A 25,152-nucleotide genomic window follows, 5' to 3' on the forward strand; every position below is an offset into this window, starting at 1 on the left:
AACGGCCAGCGCTTCAGAAAAGGGCCGGGCAAATGCCCGGCCCTTGTTGAGTTGGGTTAGGGGACGGTTAAGTCACCGTGCCCTTTACGAGCAATTCCGGGCGCCGGCAGATCGAGATCGGATTGGACTCTGTATAAATCTCGACACCCTTGCCGTGTTTGAGAATGTCCGGCGATGCGAACATTTGGGCCTCGCCACCGAAGTCCGGATCGCTGTGCAACTCAGCGAGCGCATTGGCTGCGTCCAGCGTGTCCGGTGGCGCGAAATAGGTGGCAAAGGTTTCGGTGGTGCCGACCGGGTAAAACCGGCATTCCGAAGCCGCGATGAACGGCGTGCTGGAGCCGGTCGAAAGCGGCGCCGTGCCCTTGTATTCGATCAGGCGAAGCCCGCCAAATTCAAAGGTGCGGCCCCAATTTCCGCCCTGCTTGTTACGGTCGGGGTTGGCCAGCGCGGCGGCCGCCTGCCAGTTCTGATAGTATTTCTCGACATTGGCGTGCTGAACGAAGCTGTTGAAGAAGGTGGTGCCGCAAATCCCTTCCACCTCCGTCATGGTTTCGCCCTTGAGGTTCCGGCCGATATGGTCGGTGACCTCTTCGCACTTTTCCAACACCTTGGTGGTATCGGAATCAAGGGCGAAGTCCACGACCTTTTCGACAATGGAGAATTCGTCGAACAGGTTGACCAGCTCGGTGGTGCCGTCGCCATCCAGCACAATGCCGGAGAGAGCGCCCACACGGTTCCATTCGAGCGTGATGTAGTGCTTGTTGGCCATCGAGATCAGAAGTTTGGCGACAAGATCTTCGACCGCTTCCGGCGTCTTCTCACGGCCGATCACCGCAAGACGATCCTGCACATCCTGGGGCGTGATCAGGTCTTCCAGCTCGAAATGGCCGGCCTGGATGACACGGGTCTTACCACGCTTGCGCTCATTGACCTGGGCACCGGACCCACGTGGGCGGTGATTGAGGACGGTCAGCGAGCCCTCTTCTTCGCGCACTTCAACCTTGGTCGAGCCGATACCTTCGGAGGCGAAGATGCCGAGCGAGCCGACCAGACCGAAGCGGTTGGGCACGCGATTGATCAGACCGGTCAGCGCGGTCGAGTCGTAGAGAAAATCGAACTCCATCGTATTATCCTTTCAGGAGTGGGTGGAGACGGGCGACCGCGCCGGCCGCGCATCAAAAACCCGGCCCCGGCACCACGCCGAGACCGGGCATCAGGCCCGAATTTGACCGCGCGTCAGACGGCGGACTGGGCCTCGATATTCAGGGCTGCCAGTTCAGCCAGGGCCTGGGCTTTCTGATCGCTGGTTGCGCCGGAAGGCCAAGTCAGATCGACCGAATTGATGACCGCCGGGCCGCGTTTCAGGACCGACACACGCGCATCGACGCCATCAGGCGCGGTCGCCGACAAGGTCGCCACCCCACAAGCCCGCTGCGAGCCATCAACGGCCGTGAAATCGATGGCCGTAACCTTGAGTGTGCCAACCGGCACAGTGACGGTGTGGCTATCACCGATCGCATACTCGGTATCGGTGGAGTCGGTGCCCACCGTGAACGCAATCTGCCCATTGTCATAAGCCACTGCTTCGACAGCATCCGCCAACCGGTTGCCGCTGGGATCGAAGACCGCAAACGTCGCAGCACCGGTCGAGGCCGCAATGCACTCGAGCGAGTACACACCCAGCTGTGCACCCGCTTTCAGCGTGATGCTTTCGATCGTTCCCTCGCCAGTATTACCCTCATCGGACGTGGTGGTCGGCGTGCCGAACAAGGCCATGCCCAGCACGGCGCCCAGCGCTACGGTGCGCACAGCGCCATCACCCGCCAAAAGGATTTCCTGCCCGCGGCAGAAAAGCGGCGATACTTCGTATTTGAGCACGTCCGTGAGCCGCATCGGCTCGGCGTACACATTGGATCCAAGAACGCTCATGGGGATTTCCTTTCAGGTCCGGAGCGATTGACGAAGACTCAGGCCTTGATGCCGAGCCGATTGTTCATCTTGGCCAGGACACGGTTTGCGTCCCCGCTCTTGGGCGCATCGACCGGCTTGGCCTGAGGTGCGCCACGACGACCACCCTTCATGGCCTTGTCGAACGGCGATGCTTCCGCACCGGCGGCGCGAAGCGTGCGCAAGGCGGCCTTGAAGCTGGTTTCACCGGCGGCGACATCCGCGGCCAGGGACGAGCCGAGGCGGGCCTTGTTGTCGCGCACGCCAATCCGGCCGATCTTGCGGCCGGCGGCGCTTTTCGACTTCGGCTCTTCCTCGTCATCGGCGGCGTTCGGATCGTCAGCGTCGTCAGCCGCTTCCGGATCGACGTCGTCTTCCTCTTCTTCAGGATCGACGTCGTCTTCCTCTTCAGGGTCAACCGGGTCAGTGCCCTTGGGATCCTCGCCCTCCGACTTGGGCGGTTTCACGGAAACGCCGAGACTGCCAAGTTTGGCAATCGCATCCGTGTTTCCTTTGGCAGCCTTGGCACGCAAGGCCGCGATCTCGGCTTCGATCGACATCGAACCCTCCTTCTTTCTGGTCGCGGCCGCTGGATCCGTATGCGAGGCAACGCGGCCGTCAGCCGCCTCGCTGGAAGGTGTCAGCCCGGCAAGGGCACGGGCGGCCTGGAAGGCCTCGTCTTCGGTGAGAACTGCATCGAGAAGACCGGCCGCGATGGGGTCGAGATCGCCCTCGCCGCCCGCCGTGAAGGTGCGCGCTTCCCAGCTGCGAACGGTGTCGACAGAAATGCCGCGACCGGTCGCAACCGCCTCGAAAAAGAAACCGGCATGGGAATCGATCTGGGCCTGGAACATGGCCCGCTCTTCCTTGGTGACTTCGCGGAAGGGCGAGCCCATATCCTTGAAGCGGCCGGACAGGAATTCTTCCCGCTTGACCTTGTCTTCCGCCATCATGCCGGACCAGTCGAACCAGCCCATGCGGACGCCGATCGATCCCAGCCCTGCCCCACGCGGGGCGAAACAGGCATCGCAGCTGGCGGCGATCTGTTGCGCGGCGCTGTAGGCCATGTGGCAGAAAGCGACGATGGGCTTGCCACCCGCCGCCATGCGATTGGCCTGGATCAGTTCGGACAGCTCGTCCGTGCCGTAGGAAAGTCCACCCGGGCTGTCGATCACCAGAACCGAGGCCGCAATCCGCTCATCAGCGCGGGCCTCGACGATCGCATCACCGATATCGGCATAGCCGCTGACCCAGCAATCATCCCAATAATCATAGTATCCGTTGCGGGCCAGCACGCCCTGGACCGGGATCACGGCGACATCGCCGGCGGCGAAATAGCCGGCGCGCTCCCATGTCAGGTCCGCATCAAGGGCGCTGGCTTCCGGCATGACAGGCCGGGCATCGCCGGACACCATGCGCCGCATCTTGTCGACGGCCCGATCCATCAGGCCGGGCGATTGATCCGGGTCGTAGCGCCAGCCATTGACCTTGGCGAGACGGCCCAGCTCCGGCTCGAAACCGGCATGCATGGCCAGCATGATGGCGCCCTGGGACGCATTCATCGAAAGGCGGCGGCGTTTGCTCATGGGAACTCCTATCGCGCGCCAGCGCGGCTATCGGTGCCGCGCTCTTCCGAGCGCGGATCATCGGTGGGGCCGGAGACGGCCAGGATTTCACGCAGGCTGACCGGGACTTCACCGCGCCGCTCGAGACGGCGACGGAAACGGCGGTTGTCTTCGATCACATCATCGGGATCATTGCCGTCTTCCATCGCGATCTGTTCGAGCGAGGAAGACAGATTGGCCGCACGCAGGGCACCGCCTTGCGGCTCCTTGACGGGATCCACATGACCACGCGGCGGGCCGATCCACTCGCCACGCACATAGGCGCCCGGCTCATCCCAGAAGTCCGGCGCATTCACCGGCAGGGGCAGGCGCCCGGCGTAGAAAGCTTCCTCGAACACACACATGGCCAGCGGTGTGGCGAACTTCTTCGCGACCAGGGCGCGATCGACTTCAACGTCGCGCCAGGCCTCATTCAGGCTCATCCGACCAGATGAATAATTGTGGCGCGTAAAATCGCCGGTGACCATTTCGATGGTCCCGCCACCGCCGGCGGCGACCTGTGCCGCCAGCGAGAACACGAAGTCGGCATAGCCATCAGCCTTGCGGCCTTCCGTGTTCCATTCCAGGCGCTCGCCCGGGAAGGGCTGGATAACCTTGGAGCCACCGACCGCGATGCCGGCCGTCTCATAATACTGATTGCGCAGATCGAGCAGCGCATTGGCTTGCTTGTCGTCGCCGAAAAGCTCGGCCAGATAGTCGCCTCCCATCTCGGAAGAAAAGCTGGCGACGACCAGGGCGTTGATCACCTTCGAGCGCAGCTCTGCATCCGTGTAGGCCTCCAGAGTCTTGAGGCGGCGCAGGCTGGCGACAAGGTCGGAAACGCCGCGGTGCTGGCCTGCCCGCTTTTTGTCGAACAGATGGATGACGCGCGGGCGCCCCCAAGGTTCGCGCGCGGGGTAGTAATCGGTCTGAAGGCCCTTGAACGAGCCGGAGACATCGGCGGGATGGCCGCGTGTCACATGATAGCCGGCTGTCCGCCCATCTTCTTCCAGCGCCACGCCACCGCGCAGCGTGTCACTGTCTGGCCGGCCCATCGGGTTTGCCAGGCGATCGGGATCGATCAGGTGAAGACAAGTGCCGTATTTGAAGCGGCCTATCCGATCCTCTTCCTCCCGGAAGCAGACCAGGCCAACAGCCTCGCCATCAATGATCCGGTGGCGAACCGCCAAGCCAAGCATCAGATCGAAATCCAGCTCGCTTTCCCAGTCGCACCGAAACAGCGGATCTTCCGCCCAGCGCCGCCATTCGCGCTTGAGCGCATCTATCAGCGCATCAAATCGGGCCTCGTCGGCCTCGTCTTCCAGGTTGAAGCCGAGCGCCTCGGCATCGGGACGCGGCTTGAAGATCCAGCCCCACCCAACTTCCAGCGCCTTGCGGCGACGAACCATCGACGCAGCCATTGGATCATTGCGAACGCTGTCGCGAATGCCCGCGACGGCGGACAAGCGGTTGTGAAGCCAGTCACGGTCCGCCGAGCCGCGTGAGCGCTGAATCCCGCCCAATGCCTGGTCGAGCGGATCGGCAGCGCGATAGGCGGGCCGGTACTGTTCCGTCAGCGTGCCGGTCGAGGCCGGCTGCACACGCCGGGAACCGGCCTGGACGCGAACGCGGGGGCGCTGCTTCATCCGACCATACCTCGCGGCGAATAGGGCCGGTGAGGCAGCGGGTCGCCCGTGAGGCGCGCACGCTCGACGGTGAGGGTGTGCAGGCGCTGTTTCAGTGCCTTCTCGGTGGCCGAGAAGTTCGAACCGAATTGGATCTCGCGGTCGCCATGCTTCAGCCCCTGCGGCCGGGTGCCCAGCAGCAGCTTGTCGTACGCCGCCTGAAACGTCGCGATATCTGCATCGATCTCTTCGAGCGGGCGCGGCATGGGCGTCTCCTGATTTATGAGTGAAAGCGGCGGGACGCCATATCGCGCTGGCGTCCCGCCTCTTCGCGGCTGGCTGGAGAGATGCCGCGAAGACGAAGCCACCGAACGGCGTTCGGTGGCGTGTGTTGGTGTCAGTTGACGTGAATGCGCGACCACGTCTCGCCGCAATCGGAGCAACGCAACGCCTCGACCTTCAAGCCGCCTCGGCGGGTTCCGGCAACCATGCGGGGAACCGCGTCACAGCGCCCATTAAGGCAACCCATCAACGCGCGGTCATTCTCGTCACGCTTCGCCACGGCGTCTTCAATTCGGCGTGTCGATGCTGGCATGCGTGCGTCCTGTTGCTGGGTGGCTAAGGCGCCGGTGTCAGCCCGCCCGATTTGCGGCCGCCATGGCGGCCAGAGCCGAGGGCAGATCCGATGACTTGCGAGCGGCTGCGCCACTGTTGGCGGCGGCTTCGGGTGCCCGGCGTTGCTGGTCGAACAGATCGCGCTGGGCCACGTCGAGAATGTCGCGGATCCGCTCCTCACGGGCGATCCAGTCTTCCAGCGTCCATGAACCGCGATCGCCTGGTGCACGGGCGCCCAGATAGCAAATGCCGGCAAAGCTGTAGATGTCGCAGTCGAAGAGGTGGTTTTCTTCTCCGGTTCGCACCTTCCAGGTGCGCACCATCAGCCCATCAGTCTTGCGGCGGGCGCTGTGCAGATACTCCGACGTGAGCTGACGGCACAGCGCTTCGTCCGCGTTCATCGGTAGCCAGCAATAACCCTTCGGGACACCGGTCTCGTCAATCGCGCGATTGGCCGTCGTACGGCCATAGCGCGCCACGACGGCCGCCTTGGCCGACCAAGTTGAGACGTGCCACACGCGCGGGCCGAACTTCTTCTTTTTCCCGTTCTTGCCGACCTCGGTCCGCCGGGCCAGCTTGATGATGTCGGTGCCCCAACCCGGATCGCCATTAACGGCGATTGCGAGGGGGCGGCGGCCGACCCAGGCCTTGGCCGCGTCTGTGTTGTAATTGGTGTCGACCACCTCGACATCGAACGGCACGCGATTTCCGCCCGGCAGAGGCGCGCCACGTTCGGCGATCTTGTCCAGTTCTTTCCAGGCGCCCTCGCCCTTGATGTCGGTCTCGCCGGGGATCAGGCCCCAATCGAGATACCATTGCTCCTCATTGGCGTTGTAGCCCTTGGACAGCCAGTAGAGGCCGTAACTCTGCACGTCGACCGAGAGCACAAAGACGCACGGGCCATAGGCCCCCTCGCCGCGCCTGAACCCGTCTGATCGGCAGCCGTGGAGCGCCTCCCAGGTCGGTGTCTTGGACTCGATCTTGAAGGTGCGGCCCAGCACGGTGTTGTTGAACACCTTGAGCGCTTCCGGATCGGTTCCCGCGCGATCCTCGGCCTCGGCTATCGAGTCCCAGGTTTCGGCGAAATTCATGAAGCCGGTGATCCAGTAGCCCCGATGCTTGGTCAGGTGCTTCATGTCGCGATAACGCCAGCGATCGACATCAGCAGCGGCGATTACCTTGGGCGGGGCAATAACCACACCGTCTGCATCGTGTTCCCCGTCGAATTCGGCCGTCGGGATCCACGCGCCGGTGATCTGCATGCGCTGCTTGTCGCCGTGGCGATGCTCTGTCTTGCAAGCCGGGCAGTTAACGTGTGACCGATAGGGCGGCTTTTCCGCCCGGACAACATCCTCCCAATCAAAGTCGATGATGGCCCGGCATTCCGGCGACTTGCAGCGATGATAGAAGCGCCGACGGTCCGAATTGCCGTAATGCTTCATGATCCGCGACGACCCTTCCAGGAGGGGTGTCGAGACGCGAAGCGTTACCGCCAGGCCGCGGCGGCGATAAGTCTTGGTGCGCTGATGCGCGAGGTTCTCCGGGTCGCCTTCCTCGGCGGCACTGAGTTCGAAGCCGTCCAGATCGTCGAGCGCCATGAAGCGGATCGACTTTTGCCGGAGGGTCGCGGCCGAATTGGAGCCGGCTCCGACGATCCACCCACCCTTGCGGAAGCGGATTCGCTTGCCGGTGGAACCGCCCGACTTCTTGTCCGTCCGGTCTCGGACTTCACCGCCTCGGTCTGGATCGAGCGCCGGCGTGGCGTAGACGAACGGCCACCACTTTTCCTCTGCCCAATCCTCGAACGCCCGGATGGTCGGGTGCACCAGCATCGCCGGTGCTGCGACCGTGGACAGGAGGCCTGCCTTGAAGCTCTCCAGGATCACCGTGCCGCCAGATTGCGCGCACTTGATGACGTCCAGCTCTTCGACGCCGGAACCTACCGACAACGCCTCGATCGGCTCGTTGAGATAGGGTGCCGTGTCCGGGTCGTAAGGCCCCGGGTTTGACGACATGTCATCAAAAACCCGGTTGTTGCAGGTCCAATCCAGCAGATTTTGCGGCGGGTCGGGCGTGATGGCCTCGCGCAACAGGCGGCCATAGGTGACCCGCTGACCGTCCAGATGCGCATCGAACTCAGGCCAGTCCGCGAACTGATCGCCCGGTGCCGAGCCGTCAGGCATTGATCAATTCGCCCGCTTCGACCCCGTCTGCGGAGGAGCTGACGCCGAATTCGGGCAGATCCGCCACCGACTGACCGCTGACGATTTGCTCGATCTCGACACCGATCGCCGTCAGGCGCTTGTCGATCTCCTTCTGCATTTCCCGTCGCGCCAGCGCTGGGTCATCCGGATTGGCGCGCTCGCAACACTCCGCCGCGACAGCCTGCATCGAGTCGCGCAGCCGGCGCACCGATTGGAAAAGCGCATCCTGCATGTCCTGCAGCCGGCCCAGCTCCCCCATTTTTTCGCGGACCCGCATTTCGCGTTCACGCACTGCCAACCATTTGTCGCGAGCAACTGCTTCGGCAGCGCTCTGCTTGAACGGGTCGGCCTGGGGCGCGGGCTTGGCAGGCTCGGGAACCTCGTCAGGCGACGGTGCATCAGTTTCCGGCTCGAACAGCCCCTCCGCCTCGGCGGACGAACGGCGTTCGGTGGACGCCGCTGCACCAGGCGCAAGCCGCTTCAACGGGTTTGAATTGCCGGTTCGGCGCGCGTCACTCGCCAGGGCGTCGATCACGCGCTTGCCAGTGACCGGGCAGTCCGCAAACACGATGTGCCCGTCCCGGCTATTCCACATCGACGCGGCCTGGCGGGTCACCCCGCGCGCTTCGCCATAGCTCGAAAGCGATTTGAAATAGGCCGGTTCACCATTCTCGAGGGATCGCGCGAGCAGCGGAGTGTCAGGCATCGTGTGTGAAACAGGCCACCGGCCGGCCGGGTGGAGCCTCCTAAATCGGTTGAAACGTCAACGAGACAAGGCCAAAGCGTCAACAATGTTGACCGGCCCTGTGTGTTCAAAAGCCACGCGCTGAGATGCCCCGTATACGGGGAAAGGCCAGGAAGGACCCGCTAAGCGTCTGATTTTGCTGGAATGGGGCATGAAAAGGCCCCGCGCCGGGTGTCCGGGCGGGGCCTGCCGAGGCGCAGTGACCTCATCTAAGCCAGATTGACATCACATAACCCGGTAGGATGTCAACTAGCGTCGGACAAAATGTTGACAGAGTGCGCCCAGCCCCTGCTTGAGAAGCAAGCGCCTGCTGGCCTTGGCCTCGTTTTCGCCCTTCAATATCGCGTACTCGCCGAGGCTGAAATCATCGAGCGGCTGGCCACCATCGAGACAGACCCAGTCCACTATCCGACGAATCACCCGCCCCCAGACCGGCACGATCGACGATGTGACCAGTGCCAGCTCCGCCGCCTTGAATTGTTCCGCCGCCTTCAAGCGATGGATCAGGGCCAGCTCGGTTGACCCGCCGCCCCCACCATCGACGCGAATGTCAGCCGGGTCGCGACCGGCCCCACCGACCAGCAAGCTGTCGCGCAGTGAGGCGTAATCCGCCGCCGCGAGCATATCTTCCCGGCTGATCACGCCCGCCCGTCCATTGCCCGGGCGCCAGAGCTTGAGCACATGGACATTCGGCGCCAGCACGCGCATCACACCGTCCGTGATATCGAGACCCCGCACCGCCGCTGTATAGCTGTCGACATCGGCAAACCGGACAGACCGCCCCAGCTGCTTGAGCGCCTCGAACTGCAGCGCCTGGCGATCCTGCGCGGCTTGAACCTCTGGCGACTGGTCCTCTTCCGCCTTGCGCTTGGCCGCATACTTGGCCTTGGCCTCTCGCTTCTCCGCCTGGTCAACCTCGAACGCGGCCCAGCTGGAGAAGCCCCGCGCCTTGGCGATCTCATCCCGCCCGCTGGCATCATCCAGCCGCTTGCGCTGGCTTGCCTGTCCACTGATCATTTCTGGGGATGCGGTGAGCTTACCCATGGGCGGTCTCCGTTGCAGGTACATGTCGCTCGACAAGCGGTAGGGGTTTGATTTCAGGGTTCCATCCCAGCGCCTTGATGGCACCGATAAACACGCGCCCGACCTCCCGACTCGACATGCCGGTAGAGCGCACGGCCCACTTGAAATCAGGGTCAGGGATCAGAACGAAACCATCTTCGCAGCAGGGCGCGAGATCAGTCTCCGAGCGCCCACATTCGATGGCTTGGTCAAATAACTGCCCCAGCTCACCCACAGGCGGATTGTAGGGCATGGTGATCTCGGCCGTGAGGCGCGCCCAGTGCGCTTCAGTGCAGATTTGGACGCGACTACCCGAAGCATCGACAACCCCCTTGCCTAGCCCACGCAAGCGATCGCGGAGCGCTTGGGCATCTGCATGCATCGCAAAGATCATATTCCAACGCACAAAACCGCGCTCGATATAGGCCCTCACATCCATCTTCGCGGAATGCGTTGCTGCTTCGGCGCTGCCGAGCAGCTCGTTCAGCTGCCGAGTCACGTCCTGCTTCGCCTTGGCGTCATGCAGTGCTGTGGCCAGCTGAATATCCGGATTGAACCAGACGCCGGTCACCCGCTCGCCTCGCACCATCCGGCGCGCGCTGGTTCTCATAGAACTCTTATCGATAAAAGAATCGACTCTGTTGTGATCGCAGTAGTCACACCCCCTGTGACCACAGTAGTCACACCCCCCCTGTGACGTCTCGATCACACCCCCCCCTGTGACGTCTCGATCACAAGGGGTATCGTCCAGCCCTTCACTGCCTTGCAAATCGGCAAGATCACCCGACAGATCGGACGCATCTGCCTGCGAGTCCGATTCGGCGTCGTCATTGACCTGCCCGACGTGATCCGCTTCACGCTCCTGGCTACTTGGAATATGGGCGCGACGCCGCTTGTAGGTTGGCGATTCTAGACGCTCCCCTTCCGGGCCATAGGGCGGGTCCAACACCACGCGATAACACAGCAGCCCAGCCAGTTGGGCATATTGATTTCGGCTCTCATAAACCTCGACCCAACCCAGCTCTTCCAGCTTGTTCAACGCTCGATTCACGGTCTCCCGCGCCAATCCCGCCTTGCGCGCGATCTTCTGCTGATTGGTGTCGGTCGCCCAGCCGTGCTTGTTCGTGCACGTTCCCAGGCCACACAAAACACGCAGGTGGGTCAGCGTCATTCGTTTCTCAGCGACGTCATCAAGCGCCGCCGCGGGGATCACCGACAACCGGCTCATGACCGACCCTCCGCCGCTACCACAGCGGCACGAAGCGCCTGCAACAGCGCTGCATCCCGAATTGGTCTCGGCCCGCCAGGGCATTCGGCCGGCAAGGATTGATCAAACACCACCGCGTGGCGAACGGGACGAACAAACCCGAAATAGCCGCCACCACCGTTTGAGCGCCGCTGTCGCCCCACTTTCACCACCCCGACATAGCCACCAGGTGTCGGCAGGTCGCACTGGCTCTTTGGTAAAAAGGGTGGCGGGTGCAGACGCCGGACGCTCCGGTAATCCTCATCGCACAAGCGATAATTGTCGCAGCACGGAACGTACAAGGCGACCCAGCCGGCGTAGCCATTCTCGCCCTGCGGCAACGGGCAACCGTGAAGCGCCAGTTGCGCCCAAACGGCCTTCACTGACATGCTCCACATCACACCAATTTCGTCGCTCTTGTTCACGCGCCGCCCCCCGCCTGCATCTGCAATCCTCGATAAGCCCGCGTCCCGGGCGGGATGCGGCGGTGCTGGATCGGTCCCGTCGCCGGCGATCCCTCGAACCGCACAGCGGCGCGGAACGGCGCCTGTTGCGCCGGGTGGATGGCCAGCCGATCAGCCATCCGCAGCAGCCCGCCATCGGGCCGTGTCAGGATCCAGCCCCAAGCGCCCAGCGCCCGGTCCAGACCCGCCGCCAGGGCGGCCACAGCGCGCGCCACGCCGCCCGCCTGCCCCCATCCCCCCGGCAGTCCCGCATCAAGGCTCACAGCCGCCTCGCACAGCGCCACAGGGCCGCGCGCCAGGCAGACAGCCAGCACGGCTTGCGCGCGGTCGAGACCCCACTCAAACGGCACACAGGGCGCCGCCGGGTCCGCCGCCAGCAGGGCGTGCTGCAGCCGCGCCTCAAGGTCCGTGATCCGGTCGCGCAAGAGGGTGTCGAACACATCGCGGGTGCGAGGCTCACTCATCGCCCACCCCCTTGCGCAACAGCGCCGGATCGGTGCGAAACTCGCCGCCTTCCAGATGCCCGGACCATCCCGCGCAGCTGCCGTGAGGTGCAAAGCGCAGCCGGCCATAAATGGTCGGCGCCGGCACAGTGCCATCCCAGCGCAGCGTGTCAGCGGCGCCATGGCGATCACCGGCCGCTGCCAATTGGCGCTCTACCGCCCGGCCACAGCGCGGGCAGGCCAGCTCGACCCGCCAGGCCGACAGACGGCCCCGCGTCACATTCCAGTTATGGTCCAGAAACTGAAACTCGCCGGGCTCGCTGACATCCTGAGTATCGCAGATCAGGCGGCCGGGGATGGTGGCTGGAATTGACATCAATGCACCACCTTGCGGGGCCGCTGTTTTGGCACCCGCATCAAGGTCAGCGCGTAATCGACACCCTCGATCTCGACAATGATCGCCGCCGACCTGTCATCCAGTCGCAAAACCACTGGAGATAACGTGCTGCCTTCATCATTCACGCGCTCGGCTACAAGGACAGCCGGCCTTTCTACGGTCCAGATCATCCCGTCCCCCCTTTCAGATAGCGCCCCACCAGGGCCTGCAACCGCGTGCGATCCGTGCTCGCCGCTTGTGCGACCCCGCGATCGGTGATGCCGGCCGCCTGGCTGGCCTTCAGGCCGTTCAATTCCATCATCGGCGGGTCCGACCCATCACTGGCCACCGGGAAGATGGCGGTGACCGGCTGGGTCTGCCCTTCCCGGTCCAGGCGCCCGATGATTTGGGTGTGCGTCGCCGGAGACCAGTCCAGCTCGCCGATGATCATGGTCGAACAGCGCAGCTGCAGCCCGTCCACGCCGGCGCCCGAACGCAGGGACATGAACATCAGATTGGTCTCACCCGAGACGAAGCGATCCACTTCGCGCTGCTTGGCCGCAGCGGTCTCCGTGCCGGTGTAATAGGCCGGCTCGAGGTCATGCAGGGCCTCGCTCCAGATGTCGTAAACATCGCGGTGCCAGCCGGCCATGATCACCGGCTCGCCGGACTCGACCAGCACCCGCGCCATCGCTGCCACAACGCGGGCCTTGGCCACACCCGTCGCATGGCGCAGGCGCAGGTCCAGATCCCGCGCCGCCTGGCCGCGTTCATGAAAGCTGTCCGACGTGGTCGCGGTCAGCGCCAGCCGGCGCGCGACATCCTCAATTTTGGCCAGCTCGCCGGCATCGTGTTCGATGTATTCGATGATGCGGCTGACCTTGGGCAGCTCCTGCCCCACATCGGCCTTCGTCCGCCGCAGGAAGACATGGCCATCGCGCAGGTAATCGCCCAGCGCCACCGGGTCAGCCACCCAATAGCCATAGCCACACCATTCCCGCTGAAACTCCATGAAGGGTCCCAGCACGTCGGGCGCCAGATACTGGTAGATCGTCCAGATCTCGGCGCCCTTGTTATAGATCGGCGTCGCCGACAGGCCGACGCGATAATCCGCCGACCGCACCAGCTCCAGCGCGGCACGGCCCTTCAAGGCTTCCTCGCCCTTGCGCAGCTCCTGGATCTCGTCAAAGGCCACCAGGCGCGGCGCCAGTTCCGGGAATTGCTCAACCCAGCCGGCCAGCTGCGTGTATCGAAACACCAGCACATCGGCCTTGGGCAGCGTGTAGGGCGAGGTTTTCTTCACCGCGTGCGCTTTCAGCGTGGTGAAGCTCTCAATCACCCGGCACCATTGCCGCTGCAAATGCGGCTGACACACCACCACGGCCGGCAAGGCCCCGGGCACCAGCATCGCCGCGCACGTGGTGAAGGTCTTGCCCAGCCCCACATCATCGCCCAGCAACAGCCCGCCCGACAGGCGCAGCATCTCCACAGCCTGGGCTTGATAGCGCCTCACCGTCTGGCCCGGCTGCAGCCCGGCATAGGTCGGCGGCTTGAAGCCATTCAGAAACAGGCGTTCGGTCTCGCTCTGGCGCTCTTCATGGGCCAGTCGGCCCCGGATCAGGGCCTGATTGGCTTCCGGCTCGATCAGGAAAGGATAGCGGTCGCGAAACCAGTCCAGATCCGCCGCCGTGACATCATCTCCGGGAAACTCGAACGTCCCGCGCGCCGCCTTGTCCAGGCGGGGGAATATCTGTTTCAGCCGCAGCGACACATGCGCCGGCACATCCTCCATGCGCCAGCCCGTCTCGGTGCGGATCAGCTTGCCATATTTCACAGCAGCCACCCCGCACCCAGCGAAACCCGGTACAGCGGCACACCGCGCAGCGCGGCCGGCAAGGCCATCGCCTTGTTCGAGGCCAGCACCAGCACATCAACGCTGGACGATCGGCTGTATCGTTCCAGCTGGCGCAGGATCGATCGCGGTGAACCCGATCGGCGCTTCACCTCCACACCCACACGCCCGATCAGAAAGTCGATAATCCCCAGATCATCTTCCAGCCGCGCCTCGCGCTCCACGACAAGGCCATCCGGCAGCGCCTTGACCAGCTCCCGTTCAATTTCGGCCTGTGTCCGCTTCTCATCCGACAGATCCACCCGGGCGGTGGAAAGGATGCGGCGGATATCGCCGGCCAGGCGCAGGGGTGACACGCTCATCCCACCCCCCGATCCAGCACAAAATCCCAGCACACCGGCAGCGGCTCACCCTGATCATCCAGCATCGCCGCCGAACGCCGTTCGGCAGCCGCCGCTGCGATCCGATCCGGCTTCTCGCCAATGCCAAACCCGCCCGAAACCGAGCGGCGCGGCGGCGCCAGCGGCCCGCGCGAATTGGCGATCTTGATCAGCACATCGGCATGGCAGGGGTCGCAACCATCGCAAAAGCAGGCCAGATCCTTGCCGCGCAGTTCGGCGCGGATCTCTTCGACGGTCACCCGGCCCTTTGGTCCTTCGATCCAGCCCTGTCGCCGCAGATCAATCCGGAACATCGAGACCGCCCGCTGCTGCCCCCAATCGGCCACCCGATAGGGATTGCCCCATCGCGTGGCGCGCGTGACGACGACAGCGCCAGCAGGCTTGCGCCACCCTTTCGTGCGTTTCAGCTGGATCCGGCGGGGTTTGGGCTTAGCCACGATCGCACCCCCGCATCCAGCGGATCAGGCGGCGCCCCCCGACATGAACCATCCCGGCCAGCCAGCCGAGCGCGAACAGGGCCACAGGCACAAACCAGAGCCAGGCCCACAGGCGCCGCAAGGGCAGGTCGGTGGGCAACCAATTGAGTGCGAGGCGCACATTGCCCAGATACACAAACCCCACGCCCAGCCCGGCCACGCCCCATACGATCAATCCGGCTTCGGTCATCCCAGCCCCCTCCCCGGCATGAAGATCGCCGTGGCGGGATCCCATGGCCGGTCGCGCGTCGGCTCCGGCCCCTCGAAGATGACAGGCGGCAGGCTCGCCAGATCCCTCGGCACCGACATCAGGGGCAGGCCGTGCCGCAAAGCGTGGACGCGCACACCGTGAATGACGGTCGCGTGATCCTTGCGCTGCAAGCGCCGCGCAATGTCGGGAAGGCTCATCCGGCCGGCCAGGGCGGCGTGATACATCACCCACTGCCGCGCCCGCACAATCCGGGTCGGCTTGGCCGGTGACAGAATGTCATCGATCGCCACCGCATAGATCGCCGCTGCCTCATCCAGCAGGTCAGCAATGTAAGGCTGGGTCGACAGGGCGCGCAGGCGTTCGGCCGGGTCCAGCTGGGACAGGCGCGCCACCATCGCGCGCTCGCCCCGGGCATGAGCAAAGCCGATCAGGCAGCCCGTGATCTCGGATTGCTCCATGCCGATCATGACGCCCCGCCCGCCGGATCATCCGGCCAGTTGAAATGCTCGACACCATCGAGGAGGTGGCCGGCAGCTTTCTTGCCGATCGCGAGCATGACTTCTGCATCAGCCACGTCAGACCGACCGAAAACCATGCGCGCGCCTGTCAAAACCTCGCCGTCCGGACAGACGACGCGGGCCGAACATGTCCGCCCCTGCTCAGGGGTCCAATCCGGCGCCCACTCTCCCCACTGTTTGAAGAAAAACGGCACGCCCGCCGCCGCGCATTGATCGCGCAGGGACCGCGCCCAGACGGAATGCATGGGCCGGGCATCCGGGCCGGACTCGCCACCGGCGATGACCCAATCGAGCTTTGCGACAGGGTCAAATGATGCTGGCTCCCAGTGCTGCTGAAGATCGGGTCGAATATTTTCCCGCGTGACGTAGAGGCGCGGTTCACCGCGCTTGCCGTGCGCGTCGATGTGATCCAGCCGCACCAGCGGCGCGCCTTCCCGTCCGTCTTCCGCGACGTACCGTTTGCCGCAAACCCAGTTCAGCCCGCGCAGGCAATCAAGAACGCCGTCGGCGTCTTCATTCGGCTGCGCCAGCCATGTCAGGTCCACCGGCCCCAGAAGCGGCTCTGCCGAGATAAACCGGATCGCTGCCGGCGTTTCCAGCAGCAGCGGGATGCGCGCATCCGCGCTGGCCTGGTCTTCGACAGAGACGCCGAGCCAGACATTGGGGAGCGGCCACGCTTTTTTAGCAAACAAGGCTGTCGAGTGCCGGTCGTCTGAAAGTTCGTGCCATCGAATGCCAGCGTCACTAAGAGTGCGGTCCAGCAATTCACCGGTGATGCGCATAAACACATCATTCCCCGGCTTACCGTTCGGGGAGACGCCTGCGCTCAAATATTCCCGCATCCGCTCCGGCCGTTTCGTCAGCACGATGAAGCGATGCTCCGGCGCCAGCGCCATCACCGCAAAGACCTGGTCAATCCATTCGTCCGGCACGCCCTCGGCAAACAGATCGCCCATCGAGTTGACGAAATAGCAGCGCGGATCGCGCGCGCGCAGCGGCGCCGTGAGTGTCGTCTCGCTCGCCCGCGCCACCTTACCGGTCCACACCGGCCCGGCCTTGCTGTCGGTCACGGTGCCGGCGTAGTGGCTGTCGCCACCGGTCATGCGCAAAATCCGCCCCGCCTGCTTCATGGCGTAGCAGTTCGTGCAGCCCTTCGAGACGATCGCGCACCCCACAATCGGGTTCCAGCTCTCGCCCTTGAACCCGGGCAGATGCGTCCATTCAATCTGCGTCATCGCACCACCTCCCAGGGCTTCAGCTGATCGCGCTCGATTTGCTCCCCGAGGAAGATGACCAGCAGCTCGACTTGCGCGATCGTCCAGCCGCGCACCTCTTCCGGCGTCATCGCGTCAATCCCGGTGACCGGCAGCATGCGCTTCAGTCCGGCCTCAACCAGTTTCAGGGTGGCCAGGGCGCTGGCCTGTTGCGCGCACTCGCTCATGGCACCGCCCTTTCCGGATCACCCGACGCGAAGGCCGCCCATGTCATCGCCGCGTGGATCTGCATCAGGTCGGTGTCGGCCGGCGTGAACAGGCCCAGCCGACCGGTCGCCGGGATCGGCGTGTCGAAGGCGACCACATCACTCAGCACAAAGCCGTAAGGCCCCTGCCACCAGCGGCTGTCGGATTGCGTGACCACATCCACCAGCCGCGCCGTGCCGACATAGGCACCCAGCCAGGCCGACCCGGCCTCAGAGCCGGGCAACGGATGGCCTTGCTCGAGGAAGGCGTGATGCGCGGTCTTGTCGACAGACTTGGCGGCATGCAGTGCCACCAGCCCGCGATAGCGCGTCGACCAGCTCCGATTCTCAACATCCTTGCCGGCATGCAGAATGGCCCAGACCCAGGGCTGTCGGATCGAGAGCGCTTTCATCACACATCCTCCATTCCGGAAAGAAAGGCCGCCGAACGGCGTTCGCTCACGGCCTGGAATTCGTCGCGTTCGGCTTGGGCCAGCACACGCAACAGCGCCACAAAGGCGGTCTCGCCATAGGGTTTCAGCGCCTCGACCAGGTCGAACATCGCAATCAGCTGCTGCCCGTCCGGTCCCGGCGTGCGGAAATACCGGTCGGCCTGGATCACCGCGCCGCACATCTCGCCCAGCGCCTTGGCGGAATTGCGCCGGTCCCAGGGCAGGGTCACATCGCCCAGCGCCACCACCCGACCACTCGCGTCAAAATGCGCAGCCACGCGGAAAGCCACCTCGCGCCAGACAATCTCGAACTCGGCCACCCGCCCGCTCATGACAGCACCCAACGGATCAGCCAGAACACAGCGAGACCGCCCGCCAGCGCCAACGTCAGCCAGCCGGAGAAGGGCATGTTCAGGCCCAGCGGCTGGCCGCGCCGGTAAGAAGGGCCGCGACGAAACAGGGATCGCGCCATCAGTCGCCCTCCCCGCCGGTTGTTTCCGGCATCAGATCAGGGAAGGTGCGCTCAAGCGCGGTGTCATAGGCAAACAGGGCAATGATGGCCTCGCGCACTTCGCGCCGCACATGCGGCACTTCATGGCGTTCCACCTTGTTCTTGGTCGCCATCGCGGCCGAGATCGCCGTGATCGCCTCGGCCGCTTCCTTGATGGATCTCTGCTCCAGCCCTTCGCCGCGCATCTGCTCTGGCGACGGGATCAGGATGTATCCGGCCAGCTCGGCCAGCTCGGCCGTCACGAAAGGTCGGCCCGCCCTCACTTCCAGATCGGCGACCTGGTCAATGCCCAGCCAGTTGTCGGGATATTCATGGCGCATCGCCTTGCGCAGCGTCTCGTCACTGCCGCGTGTACGGCTCGCCGCCCGCACGGTGCCGCCATTTTGTTCCATCACATCGGCGCTGGCCGACTTCAGCCGTGAATAAGCGATCGCCGGGTGGCAGCGATGCGCGGGTGATCGGGCAACACCGGTCATGCGCGCGCCCTCCCCGTCCCGACAGCCAAACCTTGGACGCCGTCCGTGCGCTCCAAACACACAGCCCCGCCGGCGCGATAGTCTCGCCCGGCGATACCGCAGCGAGGGAGTGCAAGATGGGCACGGGCAGCGAAACGGCCAGCGACACGATCACGCCGCAGCGATGCGCCGAACTGGCAGCTGAGATGGGCCTGCCGGCAGACCCGTCCCGCGATCGTGCCGTCGCCTTTTTCGTCAACGCTGAAACAGAAACGGCCCCCGCCGCGCCCGGTCAGGACAGCGCGGCGAGGGCCACCCCCGGCCCGGTTGGCCGGCAAGCGGAGGGGGACAAGCTCCACTGCCTTCGACCCGGGGAGTTTGAGGGATGACACGGTCACGACGCCACCTTCGCGCTGGCATCACCGGCCCGCGCAAGGCGATCGTCATGATGGGCTTGGGCGAGCTCTTCGGCGGTGAGGCCGAGGGCTTTTTCGATGGCGATAAGGTTGCGGACAGAGCGAGGCGCCCAATCGTCCCGCAACATGTCATAAAGGGTGGTCGGCTTGACCTCAGCTTCACGGGCGATGGCCGAAAGGCTTCCGCCCCTCGCCGTTATCGCGCTTCGAAGCGCTTCAATGTTTTTCTCGGTCGGCGTCATGCCGCAATTGATTCACGGTTTTTCGTAAATCTGTCAAGTCGAATTCGGATTTTCCGCGAATGCCTATGAATTATCCGTGTGCTACCTCGTCAGGAATGGTGAGCGAAAATGATATCCGGCGGGCCGCACTCCGCTCCGCAATGGAGCGAGCAGGAATAAATGTTCACGGCTGGTCCAAAGCCGCCGGCGTTCCCGCATCAACAATCTATTCTTATCTTGATGGAAAAACCCGCTCTCTTCGTGAGGACACCGCGCGTCGGCTAGCGACCGCTATCGGCCTTACTCTTGACCAACTTTACGATGAACAATCTACTGCACACACCAAATGGGTTTGGGTGAAGGGATTGGTTGGGGCAGGAGCGGTTGTCACGGTGATGGATGGCGTTGGCCCGAATGAAGGCCTCTACGAAGTGGCCCTGCCCCCCGGGGCACCGGCAGATTTTGACTACGTGGCCTTTGAGATCAGAGGCTTCTCCATGCCTCCCGCTCAAGAGCGCTGGATAATCTACTGCCTGGATCGCCAAGCCTTTCAGCCGGACGAGGTCTTAGGTCGCGCCTGCGTCGTCGAACTCGCTGATGGCAAGTTGATGTTCAAGGTCGTACGGCGGGGGTACAGCCCCGGCGCTTACAATCTGGAGAGTTGGGACGGCGCGCCACTTATTGAAGACGTTCAGATCATCCGCGCCATGCCATTTGTCAGTATCGCGGATCCTCATATTGTCCGCAAATAGCCACTAACCAGGCATCAGATCTTCAACGCCGAGCCCCGTAAGCTCCAGCGCCAGGTCGTCAAGCATTGCAATCTCGTCGTCCTTGACCTTCCCGTCAGCCTTCACAACCGCAACCGCCGCCGCAATGAATGCCACTACTTGTGCCGGCGGCCGGCGGCGCAACTCATCAAGCGCCGCATCAACACTATCGGGCGAAGGCCTCACACGCCGCACCCTGGTATGAACCCGCTTTATTTCATCATCTGAGAGACTCATGCAATCGGCGACGCTCAATACATGCCTCACGATTTCCGTCACTTCTGCCTTGTGCATGTAGTGATCGCACTTCGATAGCGCGCCCAGCAACACGACGTGCGGCCTAATCATCGCGAAGACATGTTCCATTTTTTCGAGAGACACATCCTCTGCCGCCGCAAGCGCCAGTTTATCGAACCCTATCACTTCAAGCAGAAACGCCCGCGCCTCCGCGTACTCGCCGGTTTCTGCATCCCAACATTCCACGATCCGATCCATTCGAAACTCGCGATAAGCCTCCCGCTCGCAGCAAAAAGCACAAAGCAGGGGTATTCCATCGCGGTTGAACTTGATCTTGCGGGCGATGACCGCTCGCGTTGATTCAAAGCCGTCAGAATCCTCATAGACAATGCCGAAATACTGATCCTCCAAGGATACAGCATCGCGCCCGATCGATGTGTCGGGGGTAACGACCATACCATCTGCGTCAGGCAGCCGCGCCGGCCGTGCCGACACACTCGGCAAATCTCGCTCGAAAACATGCAGCAATGGCGTTACCTCCACGGCTTCCGGTTGCACAACCAGGGAACACTAACAGTGCCCGCCAACCGCATCATTTACGCTGTTTCGTAATTTCTGATTGATTTTACGATTTTTCGTAAGTACGGTCCTCCCGAACCACGGAGGATTCAATGGCCGACACACCCGACATCACCGCTTTCTGCCCCGCCGGCGGCGACCTGCCCGCATCCCTGCTGCGTCTCTTCGTGCCCGGCGAACGCCGTTCGGTGGGCGAGATTGCGGCGAACGATCACGCTGCCCTTGCCTCGCCCGAGCGCAAGCGCGAGCTGGACCTTCTGGTCATCGGGCGGCGCGTCGCCTTTATGCGCCAGCGCGATGGGGTCGAAGGCCACATCCAGCAGATCAATCGCGAGGCCGGCCACGCCCTGGTCACGATCGCCACCGGCCCCCTTCGCGGCATCACCAGCCATGAATGCCTGATCAATCTCACCCCTATCTTTGCCAGCGGCCGCCCCATGGTCGCCAACCCGGGAGACGCCCAATGAGCGCCCGCCCCAAACTGAAGCCTGCCGCCTTCAAGGTTGCCGATCCAGACATGATCGCCGCGCTGATCGCGCTGCAGGACAGCGGGGTCGAGACCCCCAACTGGGTCGAGCTTGGCGCCACCCTTGGCGGCCGCGACGGATCGAACACACGAAGGGCGGTCACCCGCCTGGCCGCCACCGGCCTCGTCACGCTGGATCCGCTGCGCGTGTCCGACACCGCGCGCGCCCTGCACGCCGTCTGGTCCGGCAACGCGCCGGCCGCCGCTGGCGTGCCCGCCGCGCCCTTGCCGGAAGGCGCAGGCCCGGTCGCGCCCGGTGGCCTCTACGCCATCCCGCACGATCGCATCCATCCCAGCCCGCTCAATCCGCGCAAGAGTTTCGACGACGCCGCGCTGGACGAGTTGGCCGATGCCATCGCCGAAAAGGGCCAGTTGCAAAACATCGTCGTGCGGCCGCATCCGGACAAGCCTGGCGAGTTTGAAATCGCCGCCGGCGAGCGCCGCTGGCGCGCCATGGGCCGCACGCTCGAGCGCAATCCCGACACCGCACAGCAGAGCGTCCGCTCGCTCGTCCAGGACCTGACCGACAAGGACCTCCTGCTGGTCGCCCTCGCGGAAAACCGAGACCGCGTGGATCCGCCGGCGATGGAGGAAGCCCGCGGCATCGCCGCCTTCCGCGAGATGCGGATCAGGCAAATCCTCGCCGACATCTACAAGGGCGACCCGTTCGAGAAAGGCTTCACCGAGGCCGACATCGCCCCGGAAATCCGCCAGGCCACCGGCACGGCCATGCATGAATGCGCGGCGGCGATGGGCAAGACCACACGCTGGGTCGAGCTGCGCTTCAACCTGGTCGAAGACCTCGCCCCCGAACTGCAGGACGCGCTCGACCGCCACGCCATCACCCTCGCCCAGGCCCGCGCCATCCGCAAAGCCAGCCACGACCGCCAGCGCAATGCGCTGGAGTTGATGCAGAACTTGCAGCACGGCTGGCGCACCCATGATGAAATCCGCGACAGTCTCAAGGCCGCCGGCCTGCCCGCCAGCGAGGCCGGGTTCCAGCCCGAGGATTATGACGGAGAAACCCTGACCGACGAAGACAGCGGCGAGACCCTCTACATGGATCTGGCGCTGGTCACCACGCTGCAGCAAAGGGCCATCAAGCGCCGCGCGAAAGAGCTGCTGGCCGAAGGCGCGGCCTTCGTCGACCTTCCCGAATGGAACAGTCGCTACGACCACCCCAACGCCGAGGACTATCCTGACCTGCCAGCCGGATACATCCTTCGCTTGGCCAACCACCGGATCGAGCAACGCCATGTTGTCCGCCGCGCCGATGTTGATGGCAGGAGCAAAGCGCCCATCCCGGTCAAGACGCCCCGTGACAGCGAAGCGCCCGCCACCAAGGAAGAGACCGTCCAGCCCTTCGAACGCCGCCACTTCCTGCAGGCCGCACAGATCCAGAGCCGCCGCTTGCGCGAGGCCATCTGCAACAGTGAAGCCACGCTGGCCATGGCCATTACCATCATCGGCCTGCTGCCATCTGACATCAATCTGACATGGGACCATCGCGGCCCGGCCGGCTGGTTTCGCCGAGAACATCGCTCCGGCGATGACGCCACCATCAAGACCCCGCCCCAACTGGCCGAGCGGATCGCCGCGCTGGCCACCAGCGACAGCGAAGGCGGGCCGGCATCCCCACCCGGATTCGCCATCAAGCCCCCCGCCGTGATCGTCACCGATCCGGTCAAGGCCGTCGACACGTTGAACCGCGCCTCGCCCGATCAGGTCGCCGGCATCTTCGCGGCCCTGATCGCCGATCAAGCCGCCGTCTGGCCGAGCACCGCCCGCGATGGCGGCAGCGATGCCTTCACCACCCGGCTGGCCCAGGGCCTCACCCGGCAGATGCCGGCCTTCGAGATGACAGCCGACTATCTCGCCCCCTTCACCGCCGCCCAGCGCCGCCAGATCGCCAAGGCCTGCGGCATCCCGGCCGACGAGGCCGACGCCATGCCCACCGCCAAGGCCGACGGCATTGCCTGGATCATGGATCACCCCAAGCGCACCCCCGGCTGGACCCCGCCCGAGCTGCAATTCGCCGCCCCCGCCAAGGTCCAGGCCGATGTCCGCGCCATGCTCGCCGGGGAGGCGTCGTGATGGACGTACTTACCATCCTGATCGCCATCCTCGGACTGGCCCTCGCCTGGGGCGCCACACACCACGGCGCGCTCCTTTTCGCGGCCTTCACCCATTCAAAGGACCCCGCCTTTGCCAAGGCCCCTGTCGTCAAGTCCCACCTCTATCTGGCCCTGGGCTTGGCCATCGCCTTCGCGGTTGGGCTGATCGTCGGGGAGGTGGGCTGATGGAAACCGAACGCCCCAACCCCGATGACTTCCAGCGGGACGAACAGACCGGACTCTTTTACGCCACCGTCAGGTTCTCTGGATCCGCGCGGATCCGGATCCAGGCCGACGATGCGGAAGATGCCAGGCAGCAAGCCGAGAACATAACCGCCGCGCCCGATCCTTCCGGCTGGCTCGGTCCAGATGACGTCGACGAGGCCGAGGTCGACCGCATTACGCCCGCGCCGACGATGTACCTGATCACCCGAAACGGGAAACCGATGAAGGCCACCTGGCTCGAGCCGGGCGACCTGCCTCGCGAACCTGACGAGAGGGGCTTCTAGGATGAGCCAATACTACATAGCCGACCTGCGTCCGGAATGGCGCGCCAATCCCTACATCACCTTCTGGCGCGCCAATAACAGTGGCTATGCCTACCCACTCTCCTGGGCGGGTCGCTATGGCCAGGCAGAGCTGATCGAGGCGATCAACTACTACTGGAAGCGTGACGGCCAGTCGCTGATCCGCTTTCCAATCCACCACGCCCTGGTCAAGGCGCGCGGCACCGATCCGGCACCCGGCATCATCGACAGCAATGTCGGCCCGGTCGTGCCGAATACGCCCGCCAATCGCAGGATTTTGCGCCGCCGTGCCTTCATTCCGGAAGCCCTGCTGTCAAAATTCGAAGTGGTCACCGACCGGTTCAATCATCCGCCTCGCTGCTTTCGCGCCCGGTCTGCCGCCGCCGCACGCTGGGCCGACTACAGCGCCGCCCGGGAGGCGGGCTGGTACACCGATGGCTTCTACGCCTATCTGGCCGACAGCCCAAAGGTGACGGAAGTCGAAACCGGAAAGGTGACGCGATGACCAAGCACATTGAACTCGCTTGGCGCCGCCAGCGTGGCTTCATGCACCACCACGACAGCGACTTTGCCCATACCTGCCCTGAGACACTCGCCAAGCTGGGCAAGCTGTCGATCGGCGAATGGCTTGCCCAGTTTCGCGCCTGGCAACGCCACAACGCGCTGGCGATGCGGGACTACATTTTCGAGTGCTGGCACACAGGCGCCATGCCAAGCATCGAGATCGGCAACACCCGGGCGGCGCTGATGAACGCCGCCGCGCGTTTCCAACCCGCGCAGACATTCCAGACGGGCGCCGGCCCGATCGACATGACCCGCGCCTGCCGCCAATGCGGCTGCACCGAGATCCGCGCCTGCGTCGACGAGCGCGGCCCGTGCTGGTGGGCCGAACCCGACCTGTGCAGCCATTGCGCCGCCCCGCACCCCAACCCCTGCCCGCCCGGCGATCTCAAGCCGGACGGCTATCAGGTCAACGAGGCCGACTGACATGACCGCCGCCGCATCCACACCGCCCCCCATGGCCGAGCGCTGGCGCGATGATGCTGTCGCGTCCGGCCTTAACGTGTCGGTGGTTTGGCTTCGTCGGGAAATA

At 64.2% G+C, this 25,152-nt stretch carries 33 protein-coding genes; 7 read left to right on the forward strand and 26 right to left on the reverse strand.

Going from position 1 to position 25,152, the window contains the following annotated elements:
* Nucleotides 1-67 precede the first annotated feature (67 nt).
* The 25 genes from C7435_RS12560 to C7435_RS12675 form a co-directional block, all read right to left on the reverse strand.
* Nucleotides 68-1,126, reverse strand: coding sequence for a major capsid protein (locus C7435_RS12560; RefSeq protein WP_121211922.1), 1,059 nt, complete (start codon nucleotides 1,124-1,126; stop codon nucleotides 68-70).
* A gap of 113 nt (nucleotides 1,127-1,239) precedes the next feature.
* On the reverse strand, nucleotides 1,240-1,932 hold the full coding sequence (locus tag C7435_RS12565; protein WP_121211924.1) for a head decoration protein: 693 nt from the start codon (nucleotides 1,930-1,932) through the stop codon (nucleotides 1,240-1,242).
* 38 nt (nucleotides 1,933-1,970) lie between these two features.
* The gene (locus C7435_RS12570) at nucleotides 1,971-3,536 is read right to left on the reverse strand and encodes a S49 family peptidase (RefSeq protein WP_121211925.1); all 1,566 of its coding nucleotides are present in this window, start codon (nucleotides 3,534-3,536) and stop codon (nucleotides 1,971-1,973) included.
* 8 nt (nucleotides 3,537-3,544) lie between these two features.
* Nucleotides 3,545-5,200, reverse strand: a complete 1,656-nt coding sequence (locus C7435_RS12575; protein WP_121211927.1) for a phage portal protein — start codon at nucleotides 5,198-5,200, stop codon at nucleotides 3,545-3,547.
* Nucleotides 5,197-5,445 (reverse strand): hypothetical protein, encoded by a 249-nt coding sequence (locus C7435_RS12580; RefSeq protein WP_121211929.1) that lies wholly within the window; start codon nucleotides 5,443-5,445, stop codon nucleotides 5,197-5,199. The genes C7435_RS12575 and C7435_RS12580 overlap by 4 nt, the downstream gene beginning before the upstream one ends.
* Nucleotides 5,446-5,811: 366 nt before the next feature.
* Complete coding sequence (locus C7435_RS12585) at nucleotides 5,812-7,977, reverse strand: terminase gpA endonuclease subunit (RefSeq protein ID WP_121211931.1); 2,166 nt, start codon at nucleotides 7,975-7,977, stop codon at nucleotides 5,812-5,814.
* Nucleotides 7,970-8,704 (reverse strand): hypothetical protein, encoded by a 735-nt coding sequence (locus C7435_RS12590; RefSeq protein WP_121211933.1) that lies wholly within the window; start codon nucleotides 8,702-8,704, stop codon nucleotides 7,970-7,972. The genes C7435_RS12585 and C7435_RS12590 overlap by 8 nt, the downstream gene beginning before the upstream one ends.
* A gap of 288 nt (nucleotides 8,705-8,992) precedes the next feature.
* Nucleotides 8,993-9,787 (reverse strand): hypothetical protein, encoded by a 795-nt coding sequence (locus C7435_RS12595; protein WP_147422692.1) that lies wholly within the window; start codon nucleotides 9,785-9,787, stop codon nucleotides 8,993-8,995.
* A complete protein-coding gene (locus C7435_RS12600) occupies nucleotides 9,780-11,033 on the reverse strand; it encodes a helix-turn-helix domain-containing protein (protein ID WP_170150469.1) in 1,254 nt (417 codons plus the stop codon). Before C7435_RS12600 ends, C7435_RS12595 begins: the two co-directional genes overlap by 8 nt.
* A complete protein-coding gene (locus tag C7435_RS17180; RefSeq protein WP_170150470.1) occupies nucleotides 11,030-11,476 on the reverse strand; it encodes a hypothetical protein in 447 nt (148 codons plus the stop codon). Before C7435_RS17180 ends, C7435_RS12600 begins: the two co-directional genes overlap by 4 nt.
* Nucleotides 11,473-11,979 (reverse strand): hypothetical protein, encoded by a 507-nt coding sequence (locus tag C7435_RS12605; protein WP_121211939.1) that lies wholly within the window; start codon nucleotides 11,977-11,979, stop codon nucleotides 11,473-11,475. The genes C7435_RS17180 and C7435_RS12605 overlap by 4 nt, the downstream gene beginning before the upstream one ends.
* Nucleotides 11,972-12,334, reverse strand: a complete 363-nt coding sequence (locus C7435_RS12610) for a hypothetical protein (RefSeq protein ID WP_121211941.1) — start codon at nucleotides 12,332-12,334, stop codon at nucleotides 11,972-11,974. Before C7435_RS12610 ends, C7435_RS12605 begins: the two co-directional genes overlap by 8 nt.
* Complete coding sequence (locus C7435_RS12615; RefSeq protein WP_121211943.1) at nucleotides 12,334-12,525, reverse strand: hypothetical protein; 192 nt, start codon at nucleotides 12,523-12,525, stop codon at nucleotides 12,334-12,336. Before C7435_RS12615 ends, C7435_RS12610 begins: the two co-directional genes overlap by 1 nt.
* A complete protein-coding gene (locus C7435_RS12620; RefSeq protein WP_147422693.1) occupies nucleotides 12,522-14,177 on the reverse strand; it encodes an SNF2-related protein in 1,656 nt (551 codons plus the stop codon). The genes C7435_RS12615 and C7435_RS12620 overlap by 4 nt, the downstream gene beginning before the upstream one ends.
* Entirely contained in the window at nucleotides 14,165-14,548 is a 384-nt protein-coding gene (locus tag C7435_RS12625; RefSeq protein WP_121211947.1) for a hypothetical protein, read from the reverse strand. The genes C7435_RS12620 and C7435_RS12625 overlap by 13 nt, the downstream gene beginning before the upstream one ends.
* The gene (locus C7435_RS12630; protein WP_121211949.1) at nucleotides 14,545-15,024 is read right to left on the reverse strand and encodes a DUF4326 domain-containing protein; all 480 of its coding nucleotides are present in this window, start codon (nucleotides 15,022-15,024) and stop codon (nucleotides 14,545-14,547) included. Before C7435_RS12630 ends, C7435_RS12625 begins: the two co-directional genes overlap by 4 nt.
* Nucleotides 15,017-15,253 carry a hypothetical protein gene (locus tag C7435_RS12635; RefSeq protein ID WP_121211951.1) on the reverse strand — a complete coding sequence of 79 codons (237 nt, stop codon included), beginning with the start codon at nucleotides 15,251-15,253 and terminating at the stop codon, nucleotides 15,017-15,019. The genes C7435_RS12630 and C7435_RS12635 overlap by 8 nt, the downstream gene beginning before the upstream one ends.
* A complete protein-coding gene (locus C7435_RS12640) occupies nucleotides 15,250-15,741 on the reverse strand; it encodes a helix-turn-helix domain-containing protein (protein WP_121211952.1) in 492 nt (163 codons plus the stop codon). The genes C7435_RS12635 and C7435_RS12640 overlap by 4 nt, the downstream gene beginning before the upstream one ends.
* On the reverse strand, nucleotides 15,738-17,027 hold the full coding sequence (locus C7435_RS12645) for a phage Gp37/Gp68 family protein (RefSeq protein ID WP_121211954.1): 1,290 nt from the start codon (nucleotides 17,025-17,027) through the stop codon (nucleotides 15,738-15,740). Before C7435_RS12645 ends, C7435_RS12640 begins: the two co-directional genes overlap by 4 nt.
* Nucleotides 17,024-17,233 carry a hypothetical protein gene (locus C7435_RS12650; protein ID WP_121211956.1) on the reverse strand — a complete coding sequence of 70 codons (210 nt, stop codon included), beginning with the start codon at nucleotides 17,231-17,233 and terminating at the stop codon, nucleotides 17,024-17,026. The genes C7435_RS12645 and C7435_RS12650 overlap by 4 nt, the downstream gene beginning before the upstream one ends.
* Complete coding sequence (locus C7435_RS12655; protein ID WP_121211957.1) at nucleotides 17,230-17,664, reverse strand: ASCH domain-containing protein; 435 nt, start codon at nucleotides 17,662-17,664, stop codon at nucleotides 17,230-17,232. The genes C7435_RS12650 and C7435_RS12655 overlap by 4 nt, the downstream gene beginning before the upstream one ends.
* Nucleotides 17,664-18,035 carry a hypothetical protein gene (locus C7435_RS12660; RefSeq protein ID WP_121211959.1) on the reverse strand — a complete coding sequence of 124 codons (372 nt, stop codon included), beginning with the start codon at nucleotides 18,033-18,035 and terminating at the stop codon, nucleotides 17,664-17,666. Before C7435_RS12660 ends, C7435_RS12655 begins: the two co-directional genes overlap by 1 nt.
* Nucleotides 18,032-18,175, reverse strand: a complete 144-nt coding sequence (locus C7435_RS17185) for a hypothetical protein (protein WP_170150471.1) — start codon at nucleotides 18,173-18,175, stop codon at nucleotides 18,032-18,034. The genes C7435_RS12660 and C7435_RS17185 overlap by 4 nt, the downstream gene beginning before the upstream one ends.
* Complete coding sequence (locus C7435_RS12665) at nucleotides 18,175-18,690, reverse strand: hypothetical protein (RefSeq protein WP_121211961.1); 516 nt, start codon at nucleotides 18,688-18,690, stop codon at nucleotides 18,175-18,177. Before C7435_RS12665 ends, C7435_RS17185 begins: the two co-directional genes overlap by 1 nt.
* Nucleotides 18,691-19,063: 373 nt before the next feature.
* Nucleotides 19,064-19,327 (reverse strand): helix-turn-helix domain-containing protein, encoded by a 264-nt coding sequence (locus C7435_RS12675; protein ID WP_121211964.1) that lies wholly within the window; start codon nucleotides 19,325-19,327, stop codon nucleotides 19,064-19,066.
* Nucleotides 19,328-19,386: 59 nt separating this feature from the next.
* On the opposite strand from C7435_RS12675, the gene C7435_RS16985 reads away from it, so the two are divergent.
* The gene (locus C7435_RS16985) at nucleotides 19,387-20,058 is read left to right on the forward strand and encodes a helix-turn-helix domain-containing protein (RefSeq protein WP_170150472.1); all 672 of its coding nucleotides are present in this window, start codon (nucleotides 19,387-19,389) and stop codon (nucleotides 20,056-20,058) included.
* 3 nt (nucleotides 20,059-20,061) lie between these two features.
* On the opposite strand, the gene C7435_RS12685 is transcribed toward C7435_RS16985, so the two are convergent.
* Nucleotides 20,062-20,841 (reverse strand): TerB family tellurite resistance protein, encoded by a 780-nt coding sequence (locus C7435_RS12685; protein WP_147422695.1) that lies wholly within the window; start codon nucleotides 20,839-20,841, stop codon nucleotides 20,062-20,064.
* A 143-nt stretch (nucleotides 20,842-20,984) separates the two neighbouring features.
* On the opposite strand from C7435_RS12685, the gene C7435_RS16990 reads away from it, so the two are divergent.
* From C7435_RS16990 to C7435_RS12715, 6 genes are read left to right on the forward strand one after another with little or no spacing between them, the layout of a single operon-like run.
* Entirely contained in the window at nucleotides 20,985-21,359 is a 375-nt protein-coding gene (locus C7435_RS16990; protein ID WP_147422696.1) for a hypothetical protein, read from the forward strand.
* Nucleotides 21,356-23,512 (forward strand): ParB/RepB/Spo0J family partition protein, encoded by a 2,157-nt coding sequence (locus C7435_RS12695; RefSeq protein WP_170150473.1) that lies wholly within the window; start codon nucleotides 21,356-21,358, stop codon nucleotides 23,510-23,512. The genes C7435_RS16990 and C7435_RS12695 overlap by 4 nt, the downstream gene beginning before the upstream one ends.
* On the forward strand, nucleotides 23,512-23,718 hold the full coding sequence (locus C7435_RS12700) for a hypothetical protein (protein WP_121211972.1): 207 nt from the start codon (nucleotides 23,512-23,514) through the stop codon (nucleotides 23,716-23,718). The genes C7435_RS12695 and C7435_RS12700 overlap by 1 nt, the downstream gene beginning before the upstream one ends.
* Entirely contained in the window at nucleotides 23,718-24,041 is a 324-nt protein-coding gene (locus C7435_RS12705; protein WP_121211974.1) for a hypothetical protein, read from the forward strand. The genes C7435_RS12700 and C7435_RS12705 overlap by 1 nt, the downstream gene beginning before the upstream one ends.
* Nucleotide 24,042: 1 nt before the next feature.
* Nucleotides 24,043-24,564 (forward strand): hypothetical protein, encoded by a 522-nt coding sequence (locus tag C7435_RS12710; RefSeq protein WP_121211976.1) that lies wholly within the window; start codon nucleotides 24,043-24,045, stop codon nucleotides 24,562-24,564.
* A complete protein-coding gene (locus tag C7435_RS12715) occupies nucleotides 24,561-25,046 on the forward strand; it encodes a hypothetical protein (protein WP_121211977.1) in 486 nt (161 codons plus the stop codon). The genes C7435_RS12710 and C7435_RS12715 overlap by 4 nt, the downstream gene beginning before the upstream one ends.
* Nucleotides 25,047-25,152: the final 106 nt, after the last annotated feature.

The sequence above is a fragment of the Maricaulis maris genome (assembly GCF_003634045.1).
In the GTDB taxonomy this organism is placed as follows: Bacteria; Pseudomonadota; Alphaproteobacteria; order Caulobacterales; family Maricaulaceae; genus Maricaulis; species Maricaulis maris.